The sequence below is a fragment of the Halotalea alkalilenta DSM 17697 genome (genome assembly GCF_000621205.1).
GTDB classification, from domain to species: domain Bacteria; phylum Pseudomonadota; class Gammaproteobacteria; order Pseudomonadales; family Halomonadaceae; genus Halotalea; species Halotalea alkalilenta.
In genome coordinates, this window is sequence record NZ_JHYY01000041.1 from 12,282 (window position 1) to 33,668 (window position 21,387).

Annotated in this window: 22 protein-coding genes and 1 riboswitch; of the genes, 12 read left to right on the plus strand and 10 right to left on the minus strand. The window is 66.3% G+C overall.

What is annotated here, in order from left to right; genetic code table 11:
- Positions 1-269: 269 nt before the first annotated feature.
- From Q376_RS21895 to bioB, 6 genes are read right to left on the minus strand one after another with little or no spacing between them, the layout of a single operon-like run.
- Positions 270-1,622: an adenosylmethionine--8-amino-7-oxononanoate transaminase gene (locus tag Q376_RS21895; protein WP_043446908.1), complete on the minus strand. Its 1,353-nt coding sequence runs from the start codon at positions 1,620-1,622 to the stop codon at positions 270-272.
- Positions 1,619-2,344, minus strand: coding sequence for a dethiobiotin synthase (bioD, locus tag Q376_RS21900; protein WP_043446910.1), 726 nt, complete (start codon positions 2,342-2,344; stop codon positions 1,619-1,621). Before bioD ends, Q376_RS21895 begins: the two co-directional genes overlap by 4 nt.
- A gap of 8 nt (positions 2,345-2,352) precedes the next feature.
- Entirely contained in the window at positions 2,353-3,189 is an 837-nt protein-coding gene (locus Q376_RS0108285; RefSeq protein ID WP_027349928.1) for a methyltransferase domain-containing protein, read from the minus strand.
- Positions 3,186-3,956, minus strand: a complete 771-nt coding sequence (locus Q376_RS0108290) for an alpha/beta fold hydrolase (protein ID WP_027349929.1) — start codon at positions 3,954-3,956, stop codon at positions 3,186-3,188. Before Q376_RS0108290 ends, Q376_RS0108285 begins: the two co-directional genes overlap by 4 nt.
- On the minus strand, positions 3,956-5,131 hold the full coding sequence (bioF, locus tag Q376_RS0108295) for an 8-amino-7-oxononanoate synthase (RefSeq protein ID WP_027349930.1): 1,176 nt from the start codon (positions 5,129-5,131) through the stop codon (positions 3,956-3,958). The genes Q376_RS0108290 and bioF overlap by 1 nt, the downstream gene beginning before the upstream one ends.
- A gap of 16 nt (positions 5,132-5,147) precedes the next feature.
- Positions 5,148-6,191, minus strand: coding sequence for a biotin synthase BioB (gene bioB / locus Q376_RS0108300; protein ID WP_027349931.1), 1,044 nt, complete (start codon positions 6,189-6,191; stop codon positions 5,148-5,150).
- Between the two features lie 194 nt (positions 6,192-6,385).
- Between bioB and Q376_RS0108305 the strand changes: the two genes are divergently transcribed.
- The 4 genes from Q376_RS0108305 (at position 6,386) to Q376_RS21910 (ending at position 9,002) form a co-directional block, all read left to right on the plus strand.
- Positions 6,386-7,090, plus strand: a complete 705-nt coding sequence (locus Q376_RS0108305) for an MgtC/SapB family protein (protein ID WP_245598925.1) — start codon at positions 6,386-6,388, stop codon at positions 7,088-7,090.
- A gap of 9 nt (positions 7,091-7,099) precedes the next feature.
- Complete coding sequence (gene yegS, locus Q376_RS21905; RefSeq protein WP_052365071.1) at positions 7,100-8,029, plus strand: lipid kinase YegS; 930 nt, start codon at positions 7,100-7,102, stop codon at positions 8,027-8,029.
- Positions 8,030-8,047: 18 nt separating this feature from the next.
- The gene (locus tag Q376_RS0108315; protein ID WP_027349933.1) at positions 8,048-8,485 is read left to right on the plus strand and encodes a nucleoside deaminase; all 438 of its coding nucleotides are present in this window, start codon (positions 8,048-8,050) and stop codon (positions 8,483-8,485) included.
- 157 nt (positions 8,486-8,642) lie between these two features.
- Complete coding sequence (locus Q376_RS21910) at positions 8,643-9,002, plus strand: hypothetical protein (RefSeq protein WP_155834224.1); 360 nt, start codon at positions 8,643-8,645, stop codon at positions 9,000-9,002.
- A 184-nt stretch (positions 9,003-9,186) separates the two neighbouring features.
- Here Q376_RS21910 and Q376_RS0108325 read toward each other — a convergent pair whose 3' ends face one another.
- Positions 9,187-9,393: a cold-shock protein gene (locus Q376_RS0108325; protein WP_027349934.1), complete on the minus strand. Its 207-nt coding sequence runs from the start codon at positions 9,391-9,393 to the stop codon at positions 9,187-9,189.
- A 455-nt stretch (positions 9,394-9,848) separates the two neighbouring features.
- Here Q376_RS0108325 and Q376_RS23995 point away from each other — a divergent pair, with 455 nt between their 5' ends.
- The 5 genes from Q376_RS23995 (at position 9,849) to Q376_RS0108350 (ending at position 13,678) form a co-directional block, all read left to right on the plus strand.
- On the plus strand, positions 9,849-10,340 hold the full coding sequence (locus Q376_RS23995; RefSeq protein WP_052365072.1) for a GNAT family N-acetyltransferase: 492 nt from the start codon (positions 9,849-9,851) through the stop codon (positions 10,338-10,340).
- Between the two features lie 114 nt (positions 10,341-10,454).
- Positions 10,455-10,889 carry a TM2 domain-containing protein gene (locus Q376_RS0108335; RefSeq protein ID WP_027349935.1) on the plus strand — a complete coding sequence of 145 codons (435 nt, stop codon included), beginning with the start codon at positions 10,455-10,457 and terminating at the stop codon, positions 10,887-10,889.
- 36 nt (positions 10,890-10,925) lie between these two features.
- A riboswitch (TPP riboswitch) is annotated at positions 10,926-11,034 on the plus strand.
- 53 nt (positions 11,035-11,087) lie between these two features.
- Positions 11,088-11,870 (plus strand): ABC transporter ATP-binding protein, encoded by a 783-nt coding sequence (locus tag Q376_RS0108340; protein ID WP_027349936.1) that lies wholly within the window; start codon positions 11,088-11,090, stop codon positions 11,868-11,870.
- Positions 11,863-12,627, plus strand: coding sequence for an ABC transporter permease (locus tag Q376_RS0108345; RefSeq protein WP_027349937.1), 765 nt, complete (start codon positions 11,863-11,865; stop codon positions 12,625-12,627). The genes Q376_RS0108340 and Q376_RS0108345 overlap by 8 nt, the downstream gene beginning before the upstream one ends.
- Positions 12,628-12,676: 49 nt before the next feature.
- On the plus strand, positions 12,677-13,678 hold the full coding sequence (locus tag Q376_RS0108350) for an ABC transporter substrate-binding protein (protein ID WP_155834226.1): 1,002 nt from the start codon (positions 12,677-12,679) through the stop codon (positions 13,676-13,678).
- Between the two features lie 9 nt (positions 13,679-13,687).
- Here Q376_RS0108350 and Q376_RS0108355 read toward each other — a convergent pair whose 3' ends face one another.
- Entirely contained in the window at positions 13,688-15,661 is a 1,974-nt protein-coding gene (locus Q376_RS0108355) for a transglycosylase SLT domain-containing protein (RefSeq protein ID WP_245598926.1), read from the minus strand.
- Positions 15,662-15,805: 144 nt separating this feature from the next.
- On the opposite strand from Q376_RS0108355, the gene Q376_RS0108360 reads away from it, so the two are divergent.
- From Q376_RS0108360 to Q376_RS0108370, 3 genes are all read left to right on the plus strand, one after another.
- Complete coding sequence (locus Q376_RS0108360; protein ID WP_027349940.1) at positions 15,806-16,135, plus strand: YkvA family protein; 330 nt, start codon at positions 15,806-15,808, stop codon at positions 16,133-16,135.
- Between the two features lie 62 nt (positions 16,136-16,197).
- Positions 16,198-18,090: a molecular chaperone HtpG gene (gene htpG / locus Q376_RS0108365; protein ID WP_027349941.1), complete on the plus strand. Its 1,893-nt coding sequence runs from the start codon at positions 16,198-16,200 to the stop codon at positions 18,088-18,090.
- A 260-nt stretch (positions 18,091-18,350) separates the two neighbouring features.
- Complete coding sequence (locus tag Q376_RS0108370) at positions 18,351-19,142, plus strand: protein bax (protein ID WP_027349942.1); 792 nt, start codon at positions 18,351-18,353, stop codon at positions 19,140-19,142.
- Between the two features lie 80 nt (positions 19,143-19,222).
- Here the strand turns inward: Q376_RS0108370 and Q376_RS21920 are convergent, their stop codons facing one another.
- Complete coding sequence (locus Q376_RS21920) at positions 19,223-20,713, minus strand: ATP-binding protein (RefSeq protein WP_245598927.1); 1,491 nt, start codon at positions 20,711-20,713, stop codon at positions 19,223-19,225.
- Positions 20,710-21,372: a response regulator gene (locus tag Q376_RS0108380; RefSeq protein WP_027349943.1), complete on the minus strand. Its 663-nt coding sequence runs from the start codon at positions 21,370-21,372 to the stop codon at positions 20,710-20,712. The genes Q376_RS21920 and Q376_RS0108380 overlap by 4 nt, the downstream gene beginning before the upstream one ends.
- Positions 21,373-21,387: the final 15 nt, after the last annotated feature.

Here is a 21,387-nt window from a genome sequence, read left to right on the forward strand (position 1 = left end):
CTTTTTGATCTTCTATTCGGCATCGTTGAATCGCCGCATGCGCTCTAGAGCGGCGTTCGGGGCGAGGACGGAGGAACCCTAATCGATGCTCGGTCGAGGCGATACGGGCGCGGACGCCAATCTGTGTTGTGCTTTGGTAGGGGGGATTTTTGTGACTAAATAAAGTGGTTTTTTGCCCGCTATTCGCAGTCCGATTAACTTGAATATAATCTTTGCTTGGTCCCGTTGTGGTATTGGAGGTTCGAAAAGGACGCCCGTATCCGCTCGGGCTACCGCTCGCCGGTAGCCACCTCGATGCACTCCGCGGTCAGCTCGCCCAGCCACGCGATCTCCTCCTCGCTGATCACATAGGGCGGCATCCAATAGATCACGCTGCCGAGCGGGCGCAGCAGCGCGCCTCGCGACAGCGCATGCTGGAACACCTTCAGGCCGCGGCGCTGCTGCCAGGGGTAAGGGGTCATCGTTGCCTTGTCGGCGACCATCTCGATCGCCACCACCATGCCGGTCTGGCGCACGTCGCCGACCTGGGGGTGATCGCGCAGCGGGGCGCTCGCCCGGGCCATCGCCGCGCTCTTGGCCCGATTGGTCTCGATCACCTGGTCGCGCTCGAGAAGCTCGAGCGTCGCTAGCGCCGCCGCGCAGGCGAGTGGGTTGCCGGTGTAGCTGTGCGAGTGGAGAAAGGCACGCATCCGCTCGTAGTCGTCGTAGAAGGCGTCGAATACCTGGTCGGTGGTCATCACCACCGACAGCGGCAGGTAGCCGCCGGTGAGCGCCTTGGACAGGCAAAGGTAGTCCGGGCTGACCCCCGCCTGCTCGGCGGCGAAGAGCGTGCCGGTGCGACCGAAGCCGACTGCGATCTCATCGAAGATCAGCTGCACGCCTTGGCGGTCGCAGGCCTCGCGCAGCCGCCGCAGGTAGCCGGGTGGATACATCCGCATGCCGCCCGCGCACTGGATCAACGGCTCGAGGATCACCGCGGCGAGCTCGTCGGCGTGCTCGGCGAGCGCCGCCTCCATTGGTGCGAACATCGTCTCGGCGTGGGCCTCCCACTGCTCGCGCGGCAGGCCGAAGCAGTCCGGCGTCGGCACCTTGATCACATCGAGCAGCAGCGCGCGGTAGGTGTCGGTGTAGAGGCCGACGTCGCTGACCGAGAGCGCGCCGAGGGTCTCGCCGTGGTAGCCGTTGGCGATGGTCAGGAAGCGGCGCTTCTCGGGGCGGCCGCAGTTGCGCCAATAGTGGAAGCTCATCTTCAGCGCGATCTCGATCGCGGCCGAGCCGCTGTCGGCGTAGAAGCAGTGGCCGAGGCCCGGCGGCGCGAGCTCGGCGAGGCGCTCGGAGAGCTCGATCACCGGACGATGAGTGAAGCCGGAGAGAATCACGTGCTCGAGCTCATCGAGCTGGGCCTTGACCCGGGCGTTGATCTCGGGATTGGCGTGGCCGAGCACGTTGACCCACCACGAGCTCACCGCGTCGAGGTACCGCTTGCCGTCGAAATCCTCGAGCCACACGCCACGGCCGCGGCGGATCGGCACCATCGGCAGGCGCTCATGGTCCTTCATCTGGGTGCAGGGGTGCCATACCGCGCGCAGGTCGCGTTCGGTCCACTGGGCGTTGAGGCTCATTCGGCTCTCCTCGGCGCTGCCTCGAGCAGAGGCGTCAGGGTGAGATGGGCGGCGACGGCGGCGGGAGTCGGGGCGTCCAGGTGCGGTACCACGCCGAGGCAGGGAGCGGGCAGCCAGTGGGCGAGGCTCGCCAGGTTGGCGTCCAGACGGGACGCTTGCGGCGCGGACGCCATGCCTGGGTCGACGAGGTTGGCGACCCAGCCGGCGACGCGCAGACCGTCGGCCTCGATCGCCTCGAAGCTGAGTCGGGCGTGGTTGAGCGCGCCGAGGCGCACGCCGACCACCAGGATGACGTCGAGATCCAGCGTCTGCGCCAGGTTGGCCAGGGTATGACGATCGTCGATCGGCACTCGCCAGCCGCCGGCGCCCTCGATCAAGCTGAAGTCGGCCCGCTGTGCGAGCAGCGCGCGCATCGGCGCGGCCACCGCAGCCAGAGACAGAGCCGCTCCCGCCTCTTGGGCGGCGATGTGCGGCGCGATCGCCGGGGCGAAGGTGAATGGGTTGACCATGGCATAGGGCAGGCGCGGCCGGCATTCGGCGGCGAGCGCCAGGGCGTCGTCGTTGCGCAGGCCCTCGGCGTATCGTTCGGCTCCTGAGGCGAGCGGCTTGCCGGCGGCGGTGGAGAGGCCGCGGGCGCGGGCGAGGTGGAGCAGCGCACAGGCGATCCGGGTCTTGCCGACGTCTGTGTCGGTGCCGGTGACGAAATAGGCGTGATGGGACATGGCTTGGCTCAATCGGGCTTGCGCAGGATGATGAAATGGGTGTCGTAGCTGGCCGGTACGCCTTCGGGATAGCGAAGGCCGGCTAGCCGTTCCAGGGCGACGAGTCGGCTGCGGCCGCCGAGGCCGGCTGCGCGGGCATGTAGGTGAGGGTGGGTGGGATATGCCAGATGGTGCGCGCCGAGCTGCTTGAGCTCGCGCATCAGCGCCCAGGCGCCGGGATAGCGTCGCACATGGCGCGAACGGCGCTGGGCTTCCAGGCGCAGCGGGGCGTGCTCGAGGCAGGCCTTGAGCTTGTCCTTGGTGATGAAGCGATTGACCCGCGATGGCTGGGCGGCGTCGCGGCACAGGCGTTCGAATTCGGCGAGCGTCCGGGTTCCCAGCGTGGTGAATGCGAGCCAGCCCCCAGGGCGCAGGGTGCGCGCGGCTTCGGCGAGAAACCGCTCGAGCCCATCGAGCCACTGCACCGGCAGATTGGAGATGATCAGCTCGAAGCTTCGGTCATTGAACGGCAGCCGCTCGGCGTCGGCGCACAGCCACCGCGCCCCGGGCCGGCGGCGTCGCCCCTGCTCGAGCATCGGCATGGCCAGATCGGCACCGAACAGGTGGTCCGCCGCCACCCCGCGGGCGGCCAGCTGGTCGAGGATGAAGCCGGTGCCGCAGCCGAGATCCAGGCAACGTCCGTTCGGTGGCATCGTCACATGGCCCGAGAGCTCGTCGAGCAGCGCCAGGCCGATCTCACGCTGCAGCGCAGCGGCGTGGTCGTAGCTTGCGGCGGCGGCGGCGAAACAGGCGCCGATCCGGCGCTTCTCGCCGCTCGCCGGCGAAACCGCGGCGGGCTGGGTCACCGCTCGCGCTCCGTCGGGTTCGCCGCGATGAAGGCGCTTATCCGCTCGGCGCTGAGCGCGGCTTGATCGATCACGAAGGCGTGGCCCGCATTCTCGATCCGCATGCACGTGGCCTGGCGGGTGCAGAGCCGCTGCACCTCCTGCTGCGAGGCGAAAGGCACCAGCGCGTCGTGCTCGGCGAACAGGTAGAGCTGCGGAAGCGTAAGGGTCGAAAGCGCGGTGCGGTTATCCAGCCAGCGCAACAGCTTGAGCCCGGCGCGGGTTTCATGCAGCGATACGTCGAGCAGCGCCTGCACCAGCACCCGCGCCAGCCGTCGGGTATCGCGGCTGCCTTGGGCGGCGAGCGCACCGAAGCGACGCAGGGTGTCGTGGGGGCTGTGTTCGAGCTCGCTGGCAAAACGTTGGAAGGTCGCCGGTCGCATCGCCTGCGGCCAGTCGCTGGCGCTGAGGAAGCGGGCATTGGCGCCGAGGCCGATCACGCCGGCGAAGCGCTCGGGGCGCCTGGCTGCGAGCGCCACCGCCAGCATGCCGCCGAGCGACCAGCCGCCGATCCAGGTGGGACGCGGGTCCTCGCGGCTGTCGTCGAGGCCCAGCGCCAGGCCCAGCGCTTCGAGCCAGACCTCCGGGCGGGCGTGCCCGTAGGGCGGCAACTCTGGGGTCTCGACCTCGAGCCAGCCCGCCGCGCGCTCGAGGCTCGCGGCGAGAGGGGCCAGCGCTCGCGGGCCGATCGCCCAGCCGGGCAGTAGAATCAGGCGCTGTGGATGCATCACGGCTTCTCCGTCAGCGGGTTGAGACCGAGAGCGCGGCGGTGGTGAACGATCCGCTCGACCAGCTGCTCGATCTGGTCGGCGCGGTGTCGCGCACTGAGCGTGATACGAAGCCTCGAGCCGCCGAGCGGTACGGTCGGCGGGCGAATCGCGCCGACCCGAGTGCCATCCTGCGCCAGCGCCTGGGCCAGTGCCATCGTCGCGCGCTCATCGCCGATCGGCAGCGGCTGGATCGGTGTGGTGCTGGGCGCGAGCGTAAGGCCAGCCGCCTGGGCCATCTTGCGCAGATGGGCAATGTTGGCGCCGAGCCGCTGGCGGTGCTCCGGCTCGGTGGTGATGATCCTCGCGGCCTCGAGCGCGCCATTCGCCAGCGCCGGGGCGAGCCCGGTGGAGTAGACGTAGGGGCGGGCGAACTGGATCAGTGCATCGATCAGGCTCTCGCTGCCGGCGACGAAGGCACCCTGAACGCCGAATGCCTTGCTCAGCGTGCCGACCAGCACCGGCACCTGCTCGAGGGAAAGCCCGGCGGCGCTCGCTGCACCGCCTCCGCGCGGACCGAGCACGCCGACGCCGTGGGCGTCGTCGATCACGAGCCAGGCACCGTGGGCGCGGCTGACCCGGGCGAGCTCGGCGAGCGGGGCGATGTCGCCATCCATGCTGAACACCGCATCGCTGACCACCAGCCGCGCCCCCGTCCCCTTCGTGCGCGACAGGCGGGCGTCGAGGTCGCCGGCATCGGCATGCAGGAAGCGTTCGAGCCGGGCGCCGCTCAGCCGGCTGCCATCGAGTAGCGAGGCGTGGTTGAGCCGGTCGTGGAACGTGTGGTCTCCGCGTCCGGCCAGCGCGCCGATCACTCCGAGGTTGGCCTGGAAGCCGCTGGGAAAGAGCAGAGCGCGTGGACGATCCAGCAGTTCGGCGAGCGCCGCCTCCAGCCGCTCGTGGATCTTGAGCTGGCCGCCTATCAATGGAGATGCCGTGGCTCCGGCGCCATAGCGGCGCGCCCCCTCGGCCAGCGCCTGGTGCAGGCGCGGGTCGAGGGCGAGGCCGAGATAGTCGTTGCCGGCGAAGTCGAGGGTACGCTCGGGCAGTTCGCGCACCGTGCGGCAGCGATGACGCCCGCTTGCATGGCGCTGCTGCAGGCGCGTGGAGAGATGGGCGTCGAGGCTTGCCGACATGTTCAACGTGGCGTCCTCAACGTGCCGCCGCATCGACGCTCAGCTCGGCGACTCGCTGGGCACCGAGGGTCTGCTGGATCGCCAGGTCGAGGGTGTCGTCATCGAACGCCTCGCGCCGCTCGGGATGCAGGCCCAGGCGTTCGAACAGCCGCTGGTCGCGGCTCGCCTGCGGATTGGTCGTGGTCAATAGGCGCTCGCCATAGAAAATCGAGTTCGCCCCGGCGTGGAAGGTCAGCGCCTGGAGCTCATCGGACATCTGTTCACGCCCGGCTGAGAGCCGTACGTGGGAGCGCGGCATCAGGATGCGGGCGGCGGCCACGGTACGCACGAATTCGAACGGGTCGAGATCCTCGGCATGCTCGAGCGGGGTGCCCTTGACCTTGACCAGCATGTTGATCGGCACGCTCTCCGGATGTACCGGCAGGTTGGCCAGCTGCTGCAGCAGCCCCGCGCGGTCTCGTATCGACTCACCCATGCCGAGGATCCCGCCGGCGCAGATCTTCATCCCCGCATCGCGTACGTGGTCGAGCGTCTCGAGGCGCTCGGCGTAGGTCCGGGTGGTGATGATGCTGGCGTAGAACTCAGGCGAGGTGTCGAGATTGTGGTTGTAGTAATCGAGGCCGGCATCGGCGAGCGCGCGTGCCTTGTCGGCATCGAGCCGGCCGAGGGTCATGCAGGTCTCGAGCCCGAGGGCGCGTACTCCTTTGACCATCTCGATCACGTAGGGCATGTCGCGGGCGCTGGGGTGCTTCCACGCCGCGCCCATGCAGAAACGAGTGGCACCGGCCGCCTTGGCCTGGCGCGCCTCTTCGAGCACGCGCTCGACCGCCATCAGTTTTTCGCGGCTGAGGCCGGTGTTGTAGTGCCCCGACTGCGGGCAGTACTTGCAATCCTCCGGGCAGGCGCCGGTCTTGATCGACAGCAGGGTGGACACCTGCACCGCATTGGGGTCGAAGTGCGCACGATGCACGCGCTGGGCGTCGAACAGCAGGTCGTTGAACGGGCGCGTGAGCAGTGCCTCGATCTCATCGCGTCGCCAATCGTGTCTGGGCTCGGTCATGGAATTCGCTTTTTATCGAAGGGAAGGCGGTCACAGTTTCTCGATTCGATCGTGAATATGTCAACCTTGTCAGGTGTATTTGGTTTACATCTACATTTCGACTCGCCTGGTAACGCTCTCGCTATGTTGGCGGAGAGGGAAAAAGGCTAATCTCGTCAACTTGGAAACCGACTTGTATCGAAGGACTTGCGACCTTGAGTGACTGGATGGGCAGTGATCCCACGGGCGTTGTCCTGCACCTCGCCACGGCGTGGCTCGCAGGCAGCCTGATTGGGCTGGAACGTAGCTTTCACGGTCGTCCGGCGGGGTTTCGCACCCATGCGCTGGTGTGTATCTCCTCTTCGCTTCTGACGCTGATCACCACCTACCAGGCCGAATGGCTGCCGAGTGGGATGGTCGGTCACGTCCAGACCGACCCGACCCGCATGGCCCAGGGGATCATGACCGGGATCGGCTTCCTCGGTGCCGGGGTGATCCTCAAGGAGGGACTGACCGTGCGCGGGCTGACCACCGCCGCGTCGATCTGGATCACCGCCTCGATAGGTATCCTCTTCGGCATCGGCTTCTGGTGGCCGGCGGTGCTGACCACGGTCGCGACGCTGGTGACGCTGGCGCTGTTTCGCCAGGTCGAGTCGCGCATGCGCAGCCAGATGTTCGCCACTCACACCCTGCGCTTTCCGGCCAGCAGCACGCCGGACGAGAAGTTCGTCCGCACGCTGATCGAGTCGTACGGTTGCCGGGTGCTGAGCATCAGCTACCATCTCAGCCATTCCACCGAGACCTTCGAGTACCAAATGATGCTGCGCTCGTATTCGCGCGACAATTTCACCCGGCTCAGCGAACGGCTTCTCAGTCTCGAGCACTTGGTCGGTTTTCGCCTGACCCCGGTCGCCGGTTAAGGAGCGCACTTGAGTATTCGATTGATCCTCAACGGCAAGTCATCGGACCAGCCTAAGCTGCGCAAGATGGTGACCCGGCTACGCAAGCAGGGTATCGGTGTCGACGTTCGCGTCACCTGGGAAGGCAGCGACATCGAGGATTTCATCCATCAGGCCAGCGCCAACGGGGTCGAGCGGGTGATCGTCGGCGGCGGTGACGGCACCCTCCACGGCGCCGCCAACGCACTGATGAAGCTGCCGCTCGGGCGTCGCCCCGCGCTCGGAGTGATTCCGCTCGGTACCGCCAACGACTTCGCCCGTGCGGCGGGTATTCCGCTGGAACCCACCGAGGCGTTCTCCTTCTCGGTACGCGAGAACGCCTATCCGATCGACCTGGGCAAGATCGGCGACGCCTACTTCATCAATGTGGTGTCCGGCGGCTTCGGTGCCTCGGTCACCGCGAGCACCCCGGCGATCCTCAAGCGGATGCTCGGCGGCGGGGCGTATTCCCTGGTCGGTGCGGCACGCATCCTGAGCTTCTCGCCCTACGAAGGGCGGTTGAGAATGCCGGGTTACGAAGGCAAGGCCGCGATGGTGGTGATCGCGATCGGCAACGGTCGCCAGGCCGGCGGCTCGCAGGAGCTGGCACCGAAGGCCTTCATCGACGATGGTCTGCTCGACGTGCTGGTGATCGATGCCTTCCGGCTGCGCGACGTGCCCCGGCTGGTACGCGAGCTGGAGCAGCTTTCCGGGCGTGGCGACCTGGTGCGTTATTTCCAGGTGCCTTGGCTCGAGATCGAGTGCGAGCAGTCGCTGCCGGTGACTCTCGACGGCGAGATGCGCGAGATCAAGCAGGCCCGCATCGAAGTGGTGCCGAAAGCGATCGAGGTGGTGCTGCCGGAAGACAGCAAGCTGCTCGAACGCAATGGTACGCATGCCCTGGTCGGCAGCGACGAGTGATCACTGGCGGAGGTATGAATGGACACTTTCATGCAAGCGGCTTTCGATGAGGCGCTCAAGGGCTACGAGGCTGGTGGTGTACCGATCGGATCGGTGATCGTCCACCAGGGCAAGATCATCGGCCGCGGACACAACCAGCGGATGCAAAATGGCAGTCCCATCCTGCACGGTGAAATGGCCGCGCTCGAGGACGCCGGGCGGCAGTCAGCTTCGGTTTACCGAGACAGCGTAATCTACACCACGCTCTCGCCGTGCTCGATGTGCGCTGGAGCGATCGAGCTCTACGGCTTCCCCAAGGTAGTGGTCGGCGAGAATCGAAACTTCCTCGGGCAGGAGCAGCGCCTGCGCGATGCAGGCGTCGAGGTGAGCGTCTTGCAGGACGAGCAGTGTATCGAGCTGATGGCGAGGTTCATTCGCGAGCACCCTGAAGTGTGGAATGAAGATATCGGCGAGTGATGATCCCGGTGCTGGGCGAGATCGATTCGAGGTGCATGGATACAAAACGTATTGCGCCTTTACTTGCCCCGAGTTAGTGCCTCTGCTGCAATGTAAGGCGTTCTGTGATCACTATTTGGGCATAACGGTAGGATACGCAATGACAAGGAGGCGGAACGTGAGCAGGAAGACTCTCGCTTTTGCAGGCATCACGCTGGTGGCAGCGCTTGGCCTCACGGCCTGTGGCGGTGGCGATGACGATGCGCCGCCGGTCGATCAGGCGCCGTCTGGTAGCACACCGGCCCCGACCGAGCAGACCATGCCGCCGGAAACCACGGCGCCTCCGGCTCCGGAGACCACCGCTCCGCCGAGCAGCGACAGCCCGACGCCCGGTGGCGACGCGACCCAGGAGCCCATGCCTGAGTCGACCCCCGATGACGCCGGCAGTGTGCCAGAGGCGGACCCGCAGTCGGGTACCCTCGAAGGTGACGTCGATGGCGGTGCTTCCTCGGAAGACGACACCACCACCACGCCCTAGCGTTATAGGATGAGCGGGGGGGGGGCGGGGCGCTGCAAGGCAGCTCCGGTCCGCTCTTCGGTCCCCGGCGGGAGGGTGCGCCGTCGGGGGACTTATGACGGAGCGATACGAAAAAAGCCCGCTCTGATGAGCGGGCTTTCGATGTTCTTGCCGGCGCTAGGAGAGCCGGGCGATCAAGCGTCGCTTAGTTGACGACCTTGATGTTGGCTGCCTGAAGACCCTTCTTGCCTTGAGTGACGTCGAAGGAGACTTTCTGGCCATCCTGAAGGGACTTGAAGCCTTCAGCCTGGATTTCGGAGAAGTGAGCGAACAGGTCGTCACCGCCGTCGTCCGGGGAGATGAAGCCGTAGCCTTTGGTGTCATTGAACCACTTGACAGTACCAGTTGCCATGTCGATTTCCTTACATACCTGAGTAATGAACGAGCCTGGGCTCGATATTGCGTGGGGCTTATCAGGGGGGAATGACGCTCGGAAATCGAAAGATCGACCGCTACCAACGACATCCAACCTGCAAACCTACGCTCGCAGGATGCGTCAGTGGCAGGCAAAGCGTCAAGTCGATTCTTTGCCACCGCCACCTAGCCCCGCCAGAGCAACATAGAGCGAAATTCGACCCAGGTCCATAGCCAGGAGATGACGAAATCTCCCTTTGGGCTGCGTGTTCGGTTCAATCTTCCTCCCGCGCGTTGCAGCCCCGGCGGTGGTTGGCCGCGAGATGATGCCGGCGCGTGGAGACACTCATGCAAAGTTCTGATAAAGAAAGAAGAGGAGGCGCCGCGAAAGCCGAATCGCGATACCCTCTTGCGCGTAGCGCATTCGCTACCCCTACTTCGCCGGAGTCGTCGATGAGCCAGAGACTACCCCATCGTTTCGACCTCGCAGTCTCACCCTTCATCCTGCCCAGAGGTTGGCGCCGGGCGGAGGGGGAAGAGGATGCCGAGTTCGCCTGTCGGCTGGTGGAACGCACCATGTCACCCTATTGGGCGCGCCGGCAGATGCGCTTCAGTCCGAAAATGTTCATGCAGCAGTGGCAGGGGCTGGATGCGCTGATCCTCGAGCATCACGGCGTGCCATCCGGCGTGATCGCTTGGGACATCAAGGGCGAGTACGCCTATCTGCGCGAGCTGCACCTGAGCGAAGCGGTGCGCGGGCAGGGGCGTGGACGGTTGATCCTCGAGGCGTGGATCGCGCGTCGGCGCAGCGAAGGGGTGCACGGCCTGCGGCTCAAGGTCTTCGCCGAGAACCCTGCCCGCGAGCTCTACGCTCGGGTCGGTTTCGACGTGTCCGGAGGCGACCCGGACATCGAGGGGCTGCTCGACATGCAGCGAACGGTCTGATCGGAACGGAAAGGGGCGCGAGCGCCTGGGCGTTCGCCATCCCGTGGTGTAAAGAGTGTCGCGTGCCCGTATCCAGCAGCGATACGGGGATGTCATCAAGCTTTGGGAGTCACGATGGGTTATTCCGCTTCTCCAACACTCAACGACACGCACAGCAAACTGCTGGGCTATCTGCTGTGGCTGTTCGGCTTCACCGGGGCGCATCGCTTCTACTACGGCAAGCCCGTCACCGGAACGATATGGTTCTTCACCTTCGGCCTGTTCCTGATCGGCTGGATCATCGACCTGTTCTTGATCCACCGGATGGACCGCGAGGCCGATCTTCGCTTCCGCAGTGGCCGGATCAACTTCTCGCTGGCTTGGGTGCTGCTCACGTTCACCGGCATCTTCGGCCTGCACCGCATGTACATGGGCAAATGGGTGACCGGGGTGATCTATCTGCTCACCGGCGGGCTGTTCCTGCTCGGCGTGCTCTATGACTTCTGGACCCTGAACGACCAGATATCGATGCGCAACGTGCGCAAGAGCTATGGCAGCTCGCTGCGCTGAGCCGCTATCGGCGCGACGGCGCAGGGTATAGACTCGATGCTTGGATGGGGGTGCGCGTCTCGTTCGGCGCGCTGAGAGTGCTCGGCACAACCCCTTGAACCTGATCCGGCTGAATACCGGCGGAGGGAATCCAGCGCTGATCGAATCACCGCGCCCCTCGCTCGAGCCGCTCGCATCACGAGGTCGTCGCGCGCCCCCATGGTCCCCGTTGTTCCCCCCGCTGAAATCCTGCGTATTTCCCAAGCCTCGCTGTGCTTCGCCGGCGATCGACCGCTGTTCGAGGCGCTTTCGCTGTCGCTGCCCGGACGCGGCTGGACCTGCCTGATGGGGCGCAGCGGCTGCGGCAAGAGCAGCCTGCTGCGGATGGTCGCCGGCCTGCCGGTGGAGGTCGGTCGCCAAGGCCATGCGCACATCGAGCGGCGCAACGGCGAGGGAGGAGAACTCTCGGTACCGATCGCGTGGATGCCCCAGCGCGACATGCTGATGCCCTGGCGCCGGGCGGTCGAAAACGTCGCCGTCGGCGCTGCACTGCGCGGCCAGCGTTGGAGCGATGCACGCGAGCGTGCCGAGGCGCTGCTCGAGCGCGTCGGTCTGGCCGGCCTGGGCGCGCGCTGGCCGGACAGCCTCTCGGGGGGCCAGCGCCAGCGGGTGGCGCTGGCGCGTACGCTGTTCGAGGCCGGTGGCGTGGTGCTGATGGATGAGCCCTTCTCGGCGCTGGACGCGCTGACCCGCCTCGAACTGCAGGACCTCGCGGCCGAGGTGCTGGCCGAGCAGAGCGTGCTGCTGGTCACCCATGATCCGCTCGAGGCGCTGCGTCTCGCCGATACCTTGTACGTGTTCGGCGCCGACGCCCGGCTCCATGCCATGGCGCTGCCGCCCGGCGATCCGCCCCGCACGCCGGGCGACGTCGCGGTGGCCGGGGTACAGGCCGCGCTGTTCGAGCGACTGCGCGGCACCGGCGGGGAGCGTACCGATGCGTGAGCCTGAACGCGGCGCGCTGATCTGGGCGCCGGTCACGATCTTGGTGCTGCTGCTCGCCTGGCAGCTGCTGGTCATGCTGCTGCGTCCGCCGGCCTATCTGCTGCCCGATCCGCTGAGCGTATTCGAGACTCTGATCGCGCGGATCTCGCTGATCGCGCCCCATGCCTGGGTCACGCTGGTCGAGATGCTGCTCGGCCTCGCGGTGGGGGTCAGCGGTGGTGTGCTCACCGCGCTCGCCCTGGCCTCCAGCGCGCTGCTGCGACGTCCGCTGCTGCCGCTCTTGATCGCCTCCCAGGCGGTCCCGCTGTTCGCCCTGGCGCCGTTGATGATGCTGTGGTTCGGCTACGGTATGACGCCGAAAGTGCTGATGGCGGCGCTGATCATCTACTTTCCGGTGGCCTCGACCTGCTACGACGGCCTGCGCCAGACCGAGCGCGGTTGGCTCGACCTGGCATTGATCATGCGCGCGAGCCCTCTGCGCATCATGCTGCTGGTGCGCCTGCCCGCGGCGCTGCCGTCGTTCTGCTCCGGCCTACGCCTGGCGGCGATCTGCGCACCGATCGGCGCGGTGATCGGCGAGTGGGCTGGAGCCAGCGCCGGGCTCGGTTACCTGATGATCCAGGCCAACGCGCAGATGCAGACCGCGCTGATGTTCGCGGCGCTGCTGGTGCTGATCGTCTTCGCCCTGCTGCTCTACGCGGCGACCGAGCTGGTCGCCAGGTGGCTGCTGCCCTGGCGGGCGGTCAGCCATCGCTGAGCCATCGCCGCCGCCGCGCTTTGCTGCGTTCAACCACGAGGACGTTTCGATGAAACCCGCTACCACCTTCACGCGCTTCGCCCGCTGGCCGCTGACCCGGGTCTGCGCGCTGCTCTTCGCCATCGCCGCGGCGCCGGGCTGGGCGGCCGATGCGCCACCCACGCCGCTGCACCTGATGCTCGACTGGTACGTCAATCCGGACCATGCGCCGCTGGTCATCGCCGAGCAGCGTGGCTTGTTCGCCCGGCACGGGCTCGAGGTGACCATCGATGCGCCGGGCGATCCCTCCACGCCTGGGCGTCTCGCCGCGGCGGGCCAGGTGGACGTAGCGATCGGCTACCAGCCGCAGCTGCACCTCGAGGTCGATCAAGGCCTGCCGCTCAAGCGCATCGGTACGCTGGTCGCCACTCCGCTGAATACCGTGATGGTGCGTGCCGACAGCGGTATCGAGAACCTCGCCGGGCTTCGCGGCAGGCGCATCGGCTATTCGGTGGCGGGAGTGGAACAGGCGCTGCTGAGCACGATGCTCGAGCAGGCGGGGATCGGGATCGACGACGTCGAGCGGGTCAACGTCAACTTCTCGCTCGCCCCGGCGCTGCTGAGCGGCCAGGTCGATGCGGTGATCGGCGCCTACCGCAACGTCGAAGCCGCCCAGCTCGAGTCCCAAGGCGTCGAGCCGCGCAGCTTCTTCGTCGAGGAGCACGGCGTGCCGGTCTACGATGAGCTGATCTTCGTCGCCAGCCCCGCCACCATCGCTGCCAAAGGCGATGCGCTGCGCGCCTTCATCAAGGCGGTCGAGGAGGCGACGCTTTGGATCGACAACCACCCCGAGGAGGCCTGGGAGTCGTTCAGGCGCTACGACCCAAGCCTCGACAGCGAGGTCAACCAGCGTGCCTTCGAGCTCACGCTGGGGCGCTTTTCGCCCAGTCCCGCCGCGCTCGACAGCGGGCGTTATCTCGGCATGCAGCGGTTTCTGCTCGAGCACGGATTGATCGAACGCGAGCAGCCGCTCGATGCGCTCGCGGTCGATCTCAATGCCCCGGCCCCTTGATCCCTCGCCTCAGCCCGAGCGCATCGAGGCGTCGTAGTAGGCGTTGCGCTCGGCGTCGCTGAGCATCTTCACACCTTCGCTCGAGCCCTTGGCCAGGCTTTCGAAGATCGCACGATAGGCGAGCACCGCGAGCACGTACTCGCGGGTCTCGCGGAACGGGATGCTTTCGACGAACAGGTCGAACGGCTGGTTGCCATTGGCGAGCCAGCGATCGACCCGCCCGGGGCCTGCGTTGTAGGCCGCGGCGGCGGCGATGCGATTGTTCGAGTAACGATCGAGCATATCGCGAATGTAGGCCGAGCCGAACGCGACGTTGACCTCGGGATCCTCGAGGCTCTCCACCCCGGCGTACGGGATGTTGCGACGCGAACTCAAGTGGCGCGCGGTGTCCGGCATCAGCTGCATCAGTCCGCGCGCGCCGACCGGGGACTGTGCCCTTTGGTTGAAGGCGCTCTCGCGGCGGGCGATGCCCATCAGGAAGTACGGGTCGACGCCGCGAGAGGCGCCCCACTTGACGAACTCGGGCTCGAACGCATGGGGGAAGCGCCAGGCCAGGGCATCCCAGGCGCGGGCGCTGATCGAGGCCTGCACCGCGAGCTCGTACCAGCCCTGTTGGATCGCGTAGGCGGCCATCGCTTCGCTGTGGGCGTGGTCCGAGCGCTCGAGCAGCGCGACCCACTCGCTGCGGGCGAGGCCGGGTTCGTCGATCCGATAGAGCGCGGCGACGCGCTGCACTGCAGGGGTCTGCGCGACCTGCGCGATGCGTTCGGGCGGCACCGGGCGCGAGGCGTCGTTGAGCGCATAGGGGCGCCCGAGCCTGTCGGCGGCGGCGAAGGCGAAGAAATTGCGCCCTTGGGCCGCGGCCTCGAAGGCGCTGCGTGCGGTGGTCGGGTCTCCGAGCTCGGTGCTGGCGCGGCCCAGCCAGTACTGCCAGCGCGACTCGGTACGCACGCTGTCCGGCATTTTCGGCACCCAGTCGAACACCGCCTGCCAGTCGCGCGCGGCCAGTGCGTTACGTACCCGCAGCTCGTAGAGATCGTCGGCCTCGAGCCGGGGCAGGGCGCGATCGACCCATGGCTGGCTACCGGGCACGCCGCGTGCCATCGCGTAGAAAGCGAGGTCGTGCTCGATCGATCGGCGCTGCTCGGCGTCCAGGGTGGCCTGCTCGCCCAAGCGCTGCCAGGCGGCCAGCGCCGCGGCGGTATTGTCGCGGGTCAGCCGATGGAAGGTCGCGGCGAGCAGGCTCGGGCCCGCGCTGCCGTCGGGGCCGAGCCGGGCAGGGAGGGTCGCCACTTGGGAGGGATCGGCGTTCACCCGGTCGAAGGCATTGAGCGCATCGCGCCAGGCTGGGTCATCGATCAGACGGCGCAGGTGGTTGACCAGGCCGGTGCTGCCGTTCTCCCACGCCAGCATCAGCCGCGTCCAGTCGTCTTCGGTGGTCAGCGCGCCACTCGCTCGCAGCCGCTGGAACAGCGGGTCGCAAGCGTTGGGCTGGGAACTTCCGACCCGCCATAGCGCACGTCCTCCCGCCGCCGCAGCGCTCGGCTCGCGCTCCAGCAGCGCGGTGTAGTAGTAGCACTGGCGCTCGGTGCCGATCGGTTCGCCGTCGCTGACCGCGAGCAAAGCGGCGAAGTTGCCCGCCCGCCCGTAGGCGGTCTGGGCCAGGCCGCGCAGCCAGCCGGCCAGCGGGGAGTCGTCGTGGCGGGCAATGAAATCGTTGATCGATTGAGGTGCCACGTCGGGCAGGGCGTGGCGCAGGCGATGGTACTCGATGTAGCCGTCCAGCAGGTGGTCGACGCGGTCGGTGCGCTGGTCGATGCGGCTCCAGCTGCCTTGACGGGCATCGGCCAGCGCTTGGCGCATCGCCATGTCGTCGGCCTGGGCGGGGTGCGGCGCTAAGAGGCCGGCGCAGAGCGCGGTGGCGATACCGAGGCCGAGAAGGTGGCGCAGGGGCGAGGGTGGGGCGGGGGGCGTTCTGGACACATCAACTCCTGTCGTCGGACCAGGTGCGGCGGTGCACGGGCTTGCGTTTACGACGCGGGGCCCCCATCTCCATGGGTGCCTGGGGCGTTTGTTCGGCGGCGAAGATACCTTGGCCGGCTTGGCCTGCGCATAGGAGTGCACGCGATGAAACGACGAAAGTTCAACCTGTTCGGTCTGCTGGTCGGGCGCGGCAACGTGCTGCTCAGGATCGGCAAGGCGCTGCGTACGATCGTTTTGATGATGCATGACTATCTGCGCGGTGACTACCGTCCGCTACCCAAGCGGGCGATGGCGCTGCTGGTCGTGGCGCTGGTCTATCTGTTCTTTCCTTTCGATCTGGTGCCCGACTTCATCCCGTTCTGGGGGCAGCTCGACGATCTGATCATCAGCGGCTGGCTGCTGGCCAAGCTCGACGAGGATCTCGACGGCTATCGCGCCTGGCGACGGGCGCGGGATGCGCGTCGGGACTCTTGAAAATCGCCGCGCTCGCCCCATCTTTGCGCATATTCCACCGTTGACCTAGGGACGTTTTGCAGATGTCGGCAGACCAGAAAGAGACGCTAGGATTCCAGACGGAAGTGAAGCAGCTTCTGCATCTGATGATCCATTCGCTTTACTCGAATCGCGAGATTTTCCTTCGCGAACTGATCTCCAATGCGGCGGATGCCTGCGACAAGCTTCGTTATCGCGCCCTCGATGACGATTCGCTGTTCGAAGGCGACAGCGAGCTGCGCGTGGAGATCGAGTTCGACGCCGAGGCGCGCACCGTTACCGTGCGCGACAACGGCATCGGGATGAGCCGCGAAGACGTGATCGCCAACCTCGGCACCATCGCGCGCTCCGGCACCGCCGAATTCCTCAAGCAGCTCTCCGGCGAACAGCAAAAGGATGCCAAGCTGATCGGTCAGTTCGGCGTCGGCTTCTATTCCGCCTTCATCGTCGCCGACGAGGTGACGGTGCGTACCCGGCTGGCCGGCAGCGAGCGCTCTGCGGGTACCCAGTGGGTCTCGCGCGGCGAGGGCGAGTTCACCATCGAGCCGATCGAACTCGAGCGCCACGGCACCGAGATCAAGCTCGCGCTCAAGAGCGACGCGGCGGAATTCGCCGATGAGTACCGCCTGCGCACGCTGGTGCGCAAGTACTCCGACCATATCGATCTGCCGGTGCAGATGCCGAAGGTCGAGGAGCAGGAAGGCGAAGACGGCGAGAAACGCAGCGTGGTCAGCTGGGAGACGGTCAACGAGGCCCAGGCGCTGTGGACCCGGCCGAAGAGCGAGCTCTCCGATGACGACTACAAGGCGTTCTACAAGCACATCGCCCACGACTTCACCGACCCGCTGAGCTGGAGCCACAACAAGGTCGAGGGCAAGCTCGAGTATACGAGCCTGCTCTACGTGCCCGCGCGGGCGCCGTTCGATCTCTACCAGCGCGAGGGCGTGCGCGGGCTCAAGCTCTATGTCCAGCGCGTTTTCATCATGGACGATGCGGAGCAGTTCCTGCCGCTTTACCTGCGCTTCGTCAAGGGGGTGATCGACACCCGCGACCTGTCGCTGAACGTCTCGCGCGAGATCCTCCAGCAGGACCCGCAGGTGGAGAAGCTGAAGAGCGCGCTGACCAAGCGCGTGCTCGACATGCTCAAGAAGCTGGCCAAGGAGCCCGAGCGCTACCAGGAGTTCTGGAGCCAGTTCGGCTCGGTGCTCAAGGAAGGGCCCGCTGAGGACTACGCCAACCGCGAGAAGATCGCCGAGCTTCTGCGTTTCTCCACCACCCATACCGATAGCGCAGTGCAGGACCAGTCGCTCGCCGACTACGTCGGACGCATGAAGGAAGGCCAGCAGAAGATCTACTACCTGGTCGCCGACAGCTTCAACGCCGCGCGTCACAGCCCGCATCTCGAGATCTTCCGCAAGAAAGGCATCGAAGTGCTGCTGCTCAGCGATCGCGTGGACGAGTGGCTGATGAGCCATCTTTCCGAGTTCGACGGCAAAGCGCTGGTCGATGTGGCCAAGGGCGATCTTGATCTCGGCGATGTCGAGGATGAAGAAGAGAAGAAGGCCCAGGAGGAGAGCGCCAAGGCCAAGCAGGCGCTGGTCGAACGACTCAAGGAGCAGCTCGGTGAACGCGTCGCCCAGGTGCGGGTCACCCACCGCCTGACCGACTCTCCGGCCTGCGTGGTGCTCGACGAGCACGACATGGGCTTCCAGATGCGCCGCCTGATGGAGGCCGCCGGGCAGCCGGTGCCGGAGAGCAAGCCGATCCTCGAGATCAACCCCGATCATCCGCTGATCGCGCGGCTCGAGGGGCTCGAGGGAGAGGCGTTCGGCCGCCTTGGGGAAGTGCTGCTCGACCAGGCGATCATCGCTGAAGGTGGGCAGCTGGACGATCCCGCGGCCTACGTCAAACGGCTCAACGCGCTGCTGGTCGGCTGAGCCTCGCCGGCAGGTGCCGCCGCGCCCGCGGCGGCACCTGCCGGGCGTATTTCGATGGTTGGTTCGACATCCTGGTCGGGTAGCGAGCCGCCTGCCGGGACGCGCCCGTTTCTCTTGCTAACCGACTGTGAGCGAAGGTTTTTTTCAGGTTTATATAGAACGCCGTTTTGTGTACAGATCGGCGATGCTGGGCGCAGTTGGGTGCATTTTCGCGTTGATGCTGTTAGTCTCTGCGCGACATGAACTAGAGTACATCCTCGATGACACGAACGTTTGATCCCAGGACGCTCGTGCTGACGCTCATTCTTTCGGCATTTCCTTTGCAGTTCTCGCTCGCCGCCGATAGTGAAACGAGTGGAGAAGCACTCCTCGATGACAGCGTCGTCACCAGTATGCCGGACCTGCGAGAGCAACGCGCCGGGCCGGATCGCAAGATCGCTTTCTTCAACCTGCTGATTCCGATCATCGAACGGCAGAACGCCATGGTTCGAGACGATCGTGAATTCCTGCTCGCCGCCCGCGAGCGCAATACCTGGACGCGCCCGGCCCGCGAGCGGCTCAAGCGTATCTGCGACGACTACCGGATGAACTGCGCCGATCCCCAGCGCACCGATTGGGACGAACTGCTGAGCCGGGTCGATACCTTGCCGATGCAGCTAGTGCTGGTACAGGCGATCGAGGAATCCGGCTGGGGCACCTCCCGCTTCGCGCGTGAGAGCAACAACCTCTTCGGTATGCGCTGCTTCGGTGCCGAGTGCGGCGTCGAGCAGCGCGGCACCGGCGACCGCTACCAGCAGTTCGCTTCGGTCGAGGATGGCGTCCACGCCTATTTCCTCAACCTCAACGGGCACAAGGCGTACGACAACCTGCGCAAGCAGCGCGCCGCGCTGCGCGGCCAGGGCCGCGAGGTCACCGCCGAGGCGTTGATCGCATCGCTCGGCCGCTACTCGGTGCGCGGAACCGCCTACATGGACCAGCTCCGACTGCTGCTCAACATCAACACCGACATGATCGAATCCCTGCGTGGACAGGTCGACGAGCCAGCGGCTTGAAGTCATAGCCTGAAGCGCATGTGAATCGACGCCGGCGACCGATGGTCGCCGGCGTTTTTCGTTTGACTCCCGGATGGTGCTCAGCGACGGGGCGAGTGATCCTGCGCGATGGCGGGATCGCTCGGCGTCGCAGGCCAGGTGATGCGTGCCTCTAGCCCGCCTTCGGCTCGATTGCGCAGGTGCAGCTGCGCTCGCTGCTGCTTGATCAGCGTCGCCACGATCGACAGCCCCAGCCCGCTGCCCGAGGCGCGCGGCGCCGAGCCGCGGCGAAACCGCTCGGTCACCTTGTCCAGCAGCTCGGGCTCGATGCCGCTGCCATCGTCGACCACGCAGAGCGAGGGCATGCCGTCGATGCGTTCGAGGCGGATTTCGACGCTGCCCCCGTTGGGGGTATAGCGCAGCGCATTGTCGAGCAGATTGCGCAGCAGTACGCCGACCTCGGTGGGGTCCGCGTAGATGTCGAGCCTGGTCAGGCCGCTCATCGCCAGGCGCTGGCTTCGCGCCTCGGCGAGGGGCCATAGCTCGCTGGCCAGCTGTGCGGCGATGGGATAAAGATCCACCCGGGCGGGCGCATTCGGCCGGTGGCGGTCGAGCCGTGCGAGCGTCAAAAGCTGGTCGACCACGCGCTGCAGCCGTTCGATACCGAGGCGCGCTTTGTCGAACGAGTCCTCGCTCTGTACGCCGTCGCTCGCGCGGGCGTTGTCGAGATGGATCTTCAGCGCCGCCAGCGGCGTGCGCAGCTCGTGGGCGGCGTCGGCGGTGAACCTGCGCTCGCGCTCGAGCGCCTCGCGCAGTCGCTCGATGAAGGCGTTGAGCGCATTGTGCAACCCGGCGAGTTCGCGTGGAACCTCGCCTTCGATCGGCGAAAGATCCTGGTCATGGCGGCGCGACAGCTGGCGGGAAAGATTGCCGAGCGGCGACATCCCATGGCGGATGACGAAATAGATCAGGATCGCGGCGAGCATCACGCTGATCGCATCGGGCAGGGTATTGCCGAAGGCGATCTTGCGCGACAGCAGGGTCTGGAAGCGTTCGCGCAGCCCGATCGAGACCCATATCCGGCTCGCCTCGTCGTAGCGGGTATAGACCCGCCAGCTGTGGTCCTGGTAGTCGACCCAGGCATAGCCAGTCCGCTGGGGGGCGGGGAAGGGCGGATCGGCGCTCCAGCTGCCGCTGAGCAAGCGCGGAGTACCGTCGTCGTTCCAGAATCCCAGCGCGAGCACCGGCTCGTCGGGAGAGGGCTGGTCGGGATCGGCTGCGTCGTCGTCGAGGCGGCCATGGGACATCGTCAGCGAATAGAAGCGCGCGATGTTCTCCCGATCGGTGAGCTGGTCGGCGATCCGCTGGTACTCCTGCGCACTCGTCTCGGCAGTGGTCATGCCGGTGACGATACGCCCGAGCATCGACAGCTGGGCATCGAAGATCTCATCCATCTCGTCGTCGATGATGACGTAGGAGACTACCAGCGAGGCGGCGGAGCTGGCGAACAGGATCACCAGGATCGCTCGGGTCAGGTAGCGACGGATCGAACCGATGCCGCGCCGCCTTTCGCTGCGCGGCTTCCCGCTCACCGGGCGTTGTCCTCCAGCCGGTAGCCGATCCCGCGCAGGGTGACGATCAGCTCAGGAGCGAGCTTCTTGCGCAGATGGTGGATGTGCACCTCGAGCGCGTTGGACTCCACCTCGTCGTCCCAGCCATAGAGCAGCTGCTCCAGGTGAGGGCGGGTGAGCACCTGGCCTGCATTGTTGGCAAGCTCCAGCAGCAGGGCGTATTCACGCCGCCCGAGCTTGACCGGCTTGTCCTTCCAGGTCACTTCGTGGCGCGACTCATCGATGGTCAGGTCGTTGACGGTGAGCACCTGGGTGGTCCGCCCGACCGCGCGGCGCATCACCATCCGCAGCCGTGCCAGCAGCTCCTCGAGTTCGAACGGCTTGAGCACGTAGTCGTCGGCGCCCGCGTCGAGCCCCATCACCTTGTCATCGAGACTGTCCCTCGCGGTGAGGATCACCACCGGCAGCGATTGGCTTTCACGCAGCCGGCGCAGCACTTCCATGCCATCCATGCCCGGCAGGCCGAGATCCAGCACTACCGCGCCGAATTCGCCCTGCGTCAGAGCCTCCAGCGCGCTGGCCCCATCGTGCAGCCATTCGACCTGGTAGCCCTCGCGCTTGAGCGCGGTCTCGACGCCGTCACCCAAGAGTGGATCGTCTTCGACGAGTAGAATTCTCATCTGTTTCCCTTTTGT

Excerpts from the sequence above, each read along its gene's own strand:
- Q376_RS0108345 (WP_027349937.1), top strand. The coding sequence starts at position 11,863 with ATGCGTGAGCCTGAACGCGGCGCGCTGATCTGGGCGCCGGTCACGATC.
- Q376_RS0108340 (WP_027349936.1), top strand. The coding sequence starts at position 11,088 with ATGGTCCCCGTTGTTCCCCCCGCTGAAATCCTGCGTATTTCCCAAGCC.
- Q376_RS23995 (WP_052365072.1), top strand. The coding sequence starts at position 9,849 with ATGAGCCAGAGACTACCCCATCGTTTCGACCTCGCAGTCTCACCCTTC.
- Q376_RS0108290 (WP_027349929.1), bottom strand. The coding sequence starts at position 3,956 with ATGCATCCACAGCGCCTGATTCTACTGCCCGGCTGGGCGATCGGCCCG.
- Q376_RS21895 (WP_043446908.1), bottom strand. The coding sequence starts at position 1,622 with ATGAGCCTCAACGCCCAGTGGACCGAACGCGACCTGCGCGCGGTATGG.
- Q376_RS0108350 (WP_155834226.1), top strand. The coding sequence starts at position 12,677 with ATGAAACCCGCTACCACCTTCACGCGCTTCGCCCGCTGGCCGCTGACC.
- Q376_RS0108360 (WP_027349940.1), top strand. The coding sequence starts at position 15,806 with ATGAAACGACGAAAGTTCAACCTGTTCGGTCTGCTGGTCGGGCGCGGC.
- Q376_RS0108380 (WP_027349943.1), bottom strand. The coding sequence starts at position 21,372 with ATGAGAATTCTACTCGTCGAAGACGATCCACTCTTGGGTGACGGCGTC.
- bioF (WP_027349930.1), bottom strand. The coding sequence starts at position 5,131 with ATGTCGGCAAGCCTCGACGCCCATCTCTCCACGCGCCTGCAGCAGCGC.
- Q376_RS0108370 (WP_027349942.1), top strand. The coding sequence starts at position 18,351 with ATGACACGAACGTTTGATCCCAGGACGCTCGTGCTGACGCTCATTCTT.
- Q376_RS0108335 (WP_027349935.1), top strand. The coding sequence starts at position 10,455 with ATGGGTTATTCCGCTTCTCCAACACTCAACGACACGCACAGCAAACTG.
- Q376_RS0108325 (WP_027349934.1), bottom strand. The coding sequence starts at position 9,393 with ATGGCAACTGGTACTGTCAAGTGGTTCAATGACACCAAAGGCTACGGC.
- bioB (WP_027349931.1), bottom strand. The coding sequence starts at position 6,191 with ATGACCGAGCCCAGACACGATTGGCGACGCGATGAGATCGAGGCACTG.
- bioD (WP_043446910.1), bottom strand. The coding sequence starts at position 2,344 with ATGTCCCATCACGCCTATTTCGTCACCGGCACCGACACAGACGTCGGC.
- Q376_RS0108315 (WP_027349933.1), top strand. The coding sequence starts at position 8,048 with ATGGACACTTTCATGCAAGCGGCTTTCGATGAGGCGCTCAAGGGCTAC.
- htpG (WP_027349941.1), top strand. The coding sequence starts at position 16,198 with ATGTCGGCAGACCAGAAAGAGACGCTAGGATTCCAGACGGAAGTGAAG.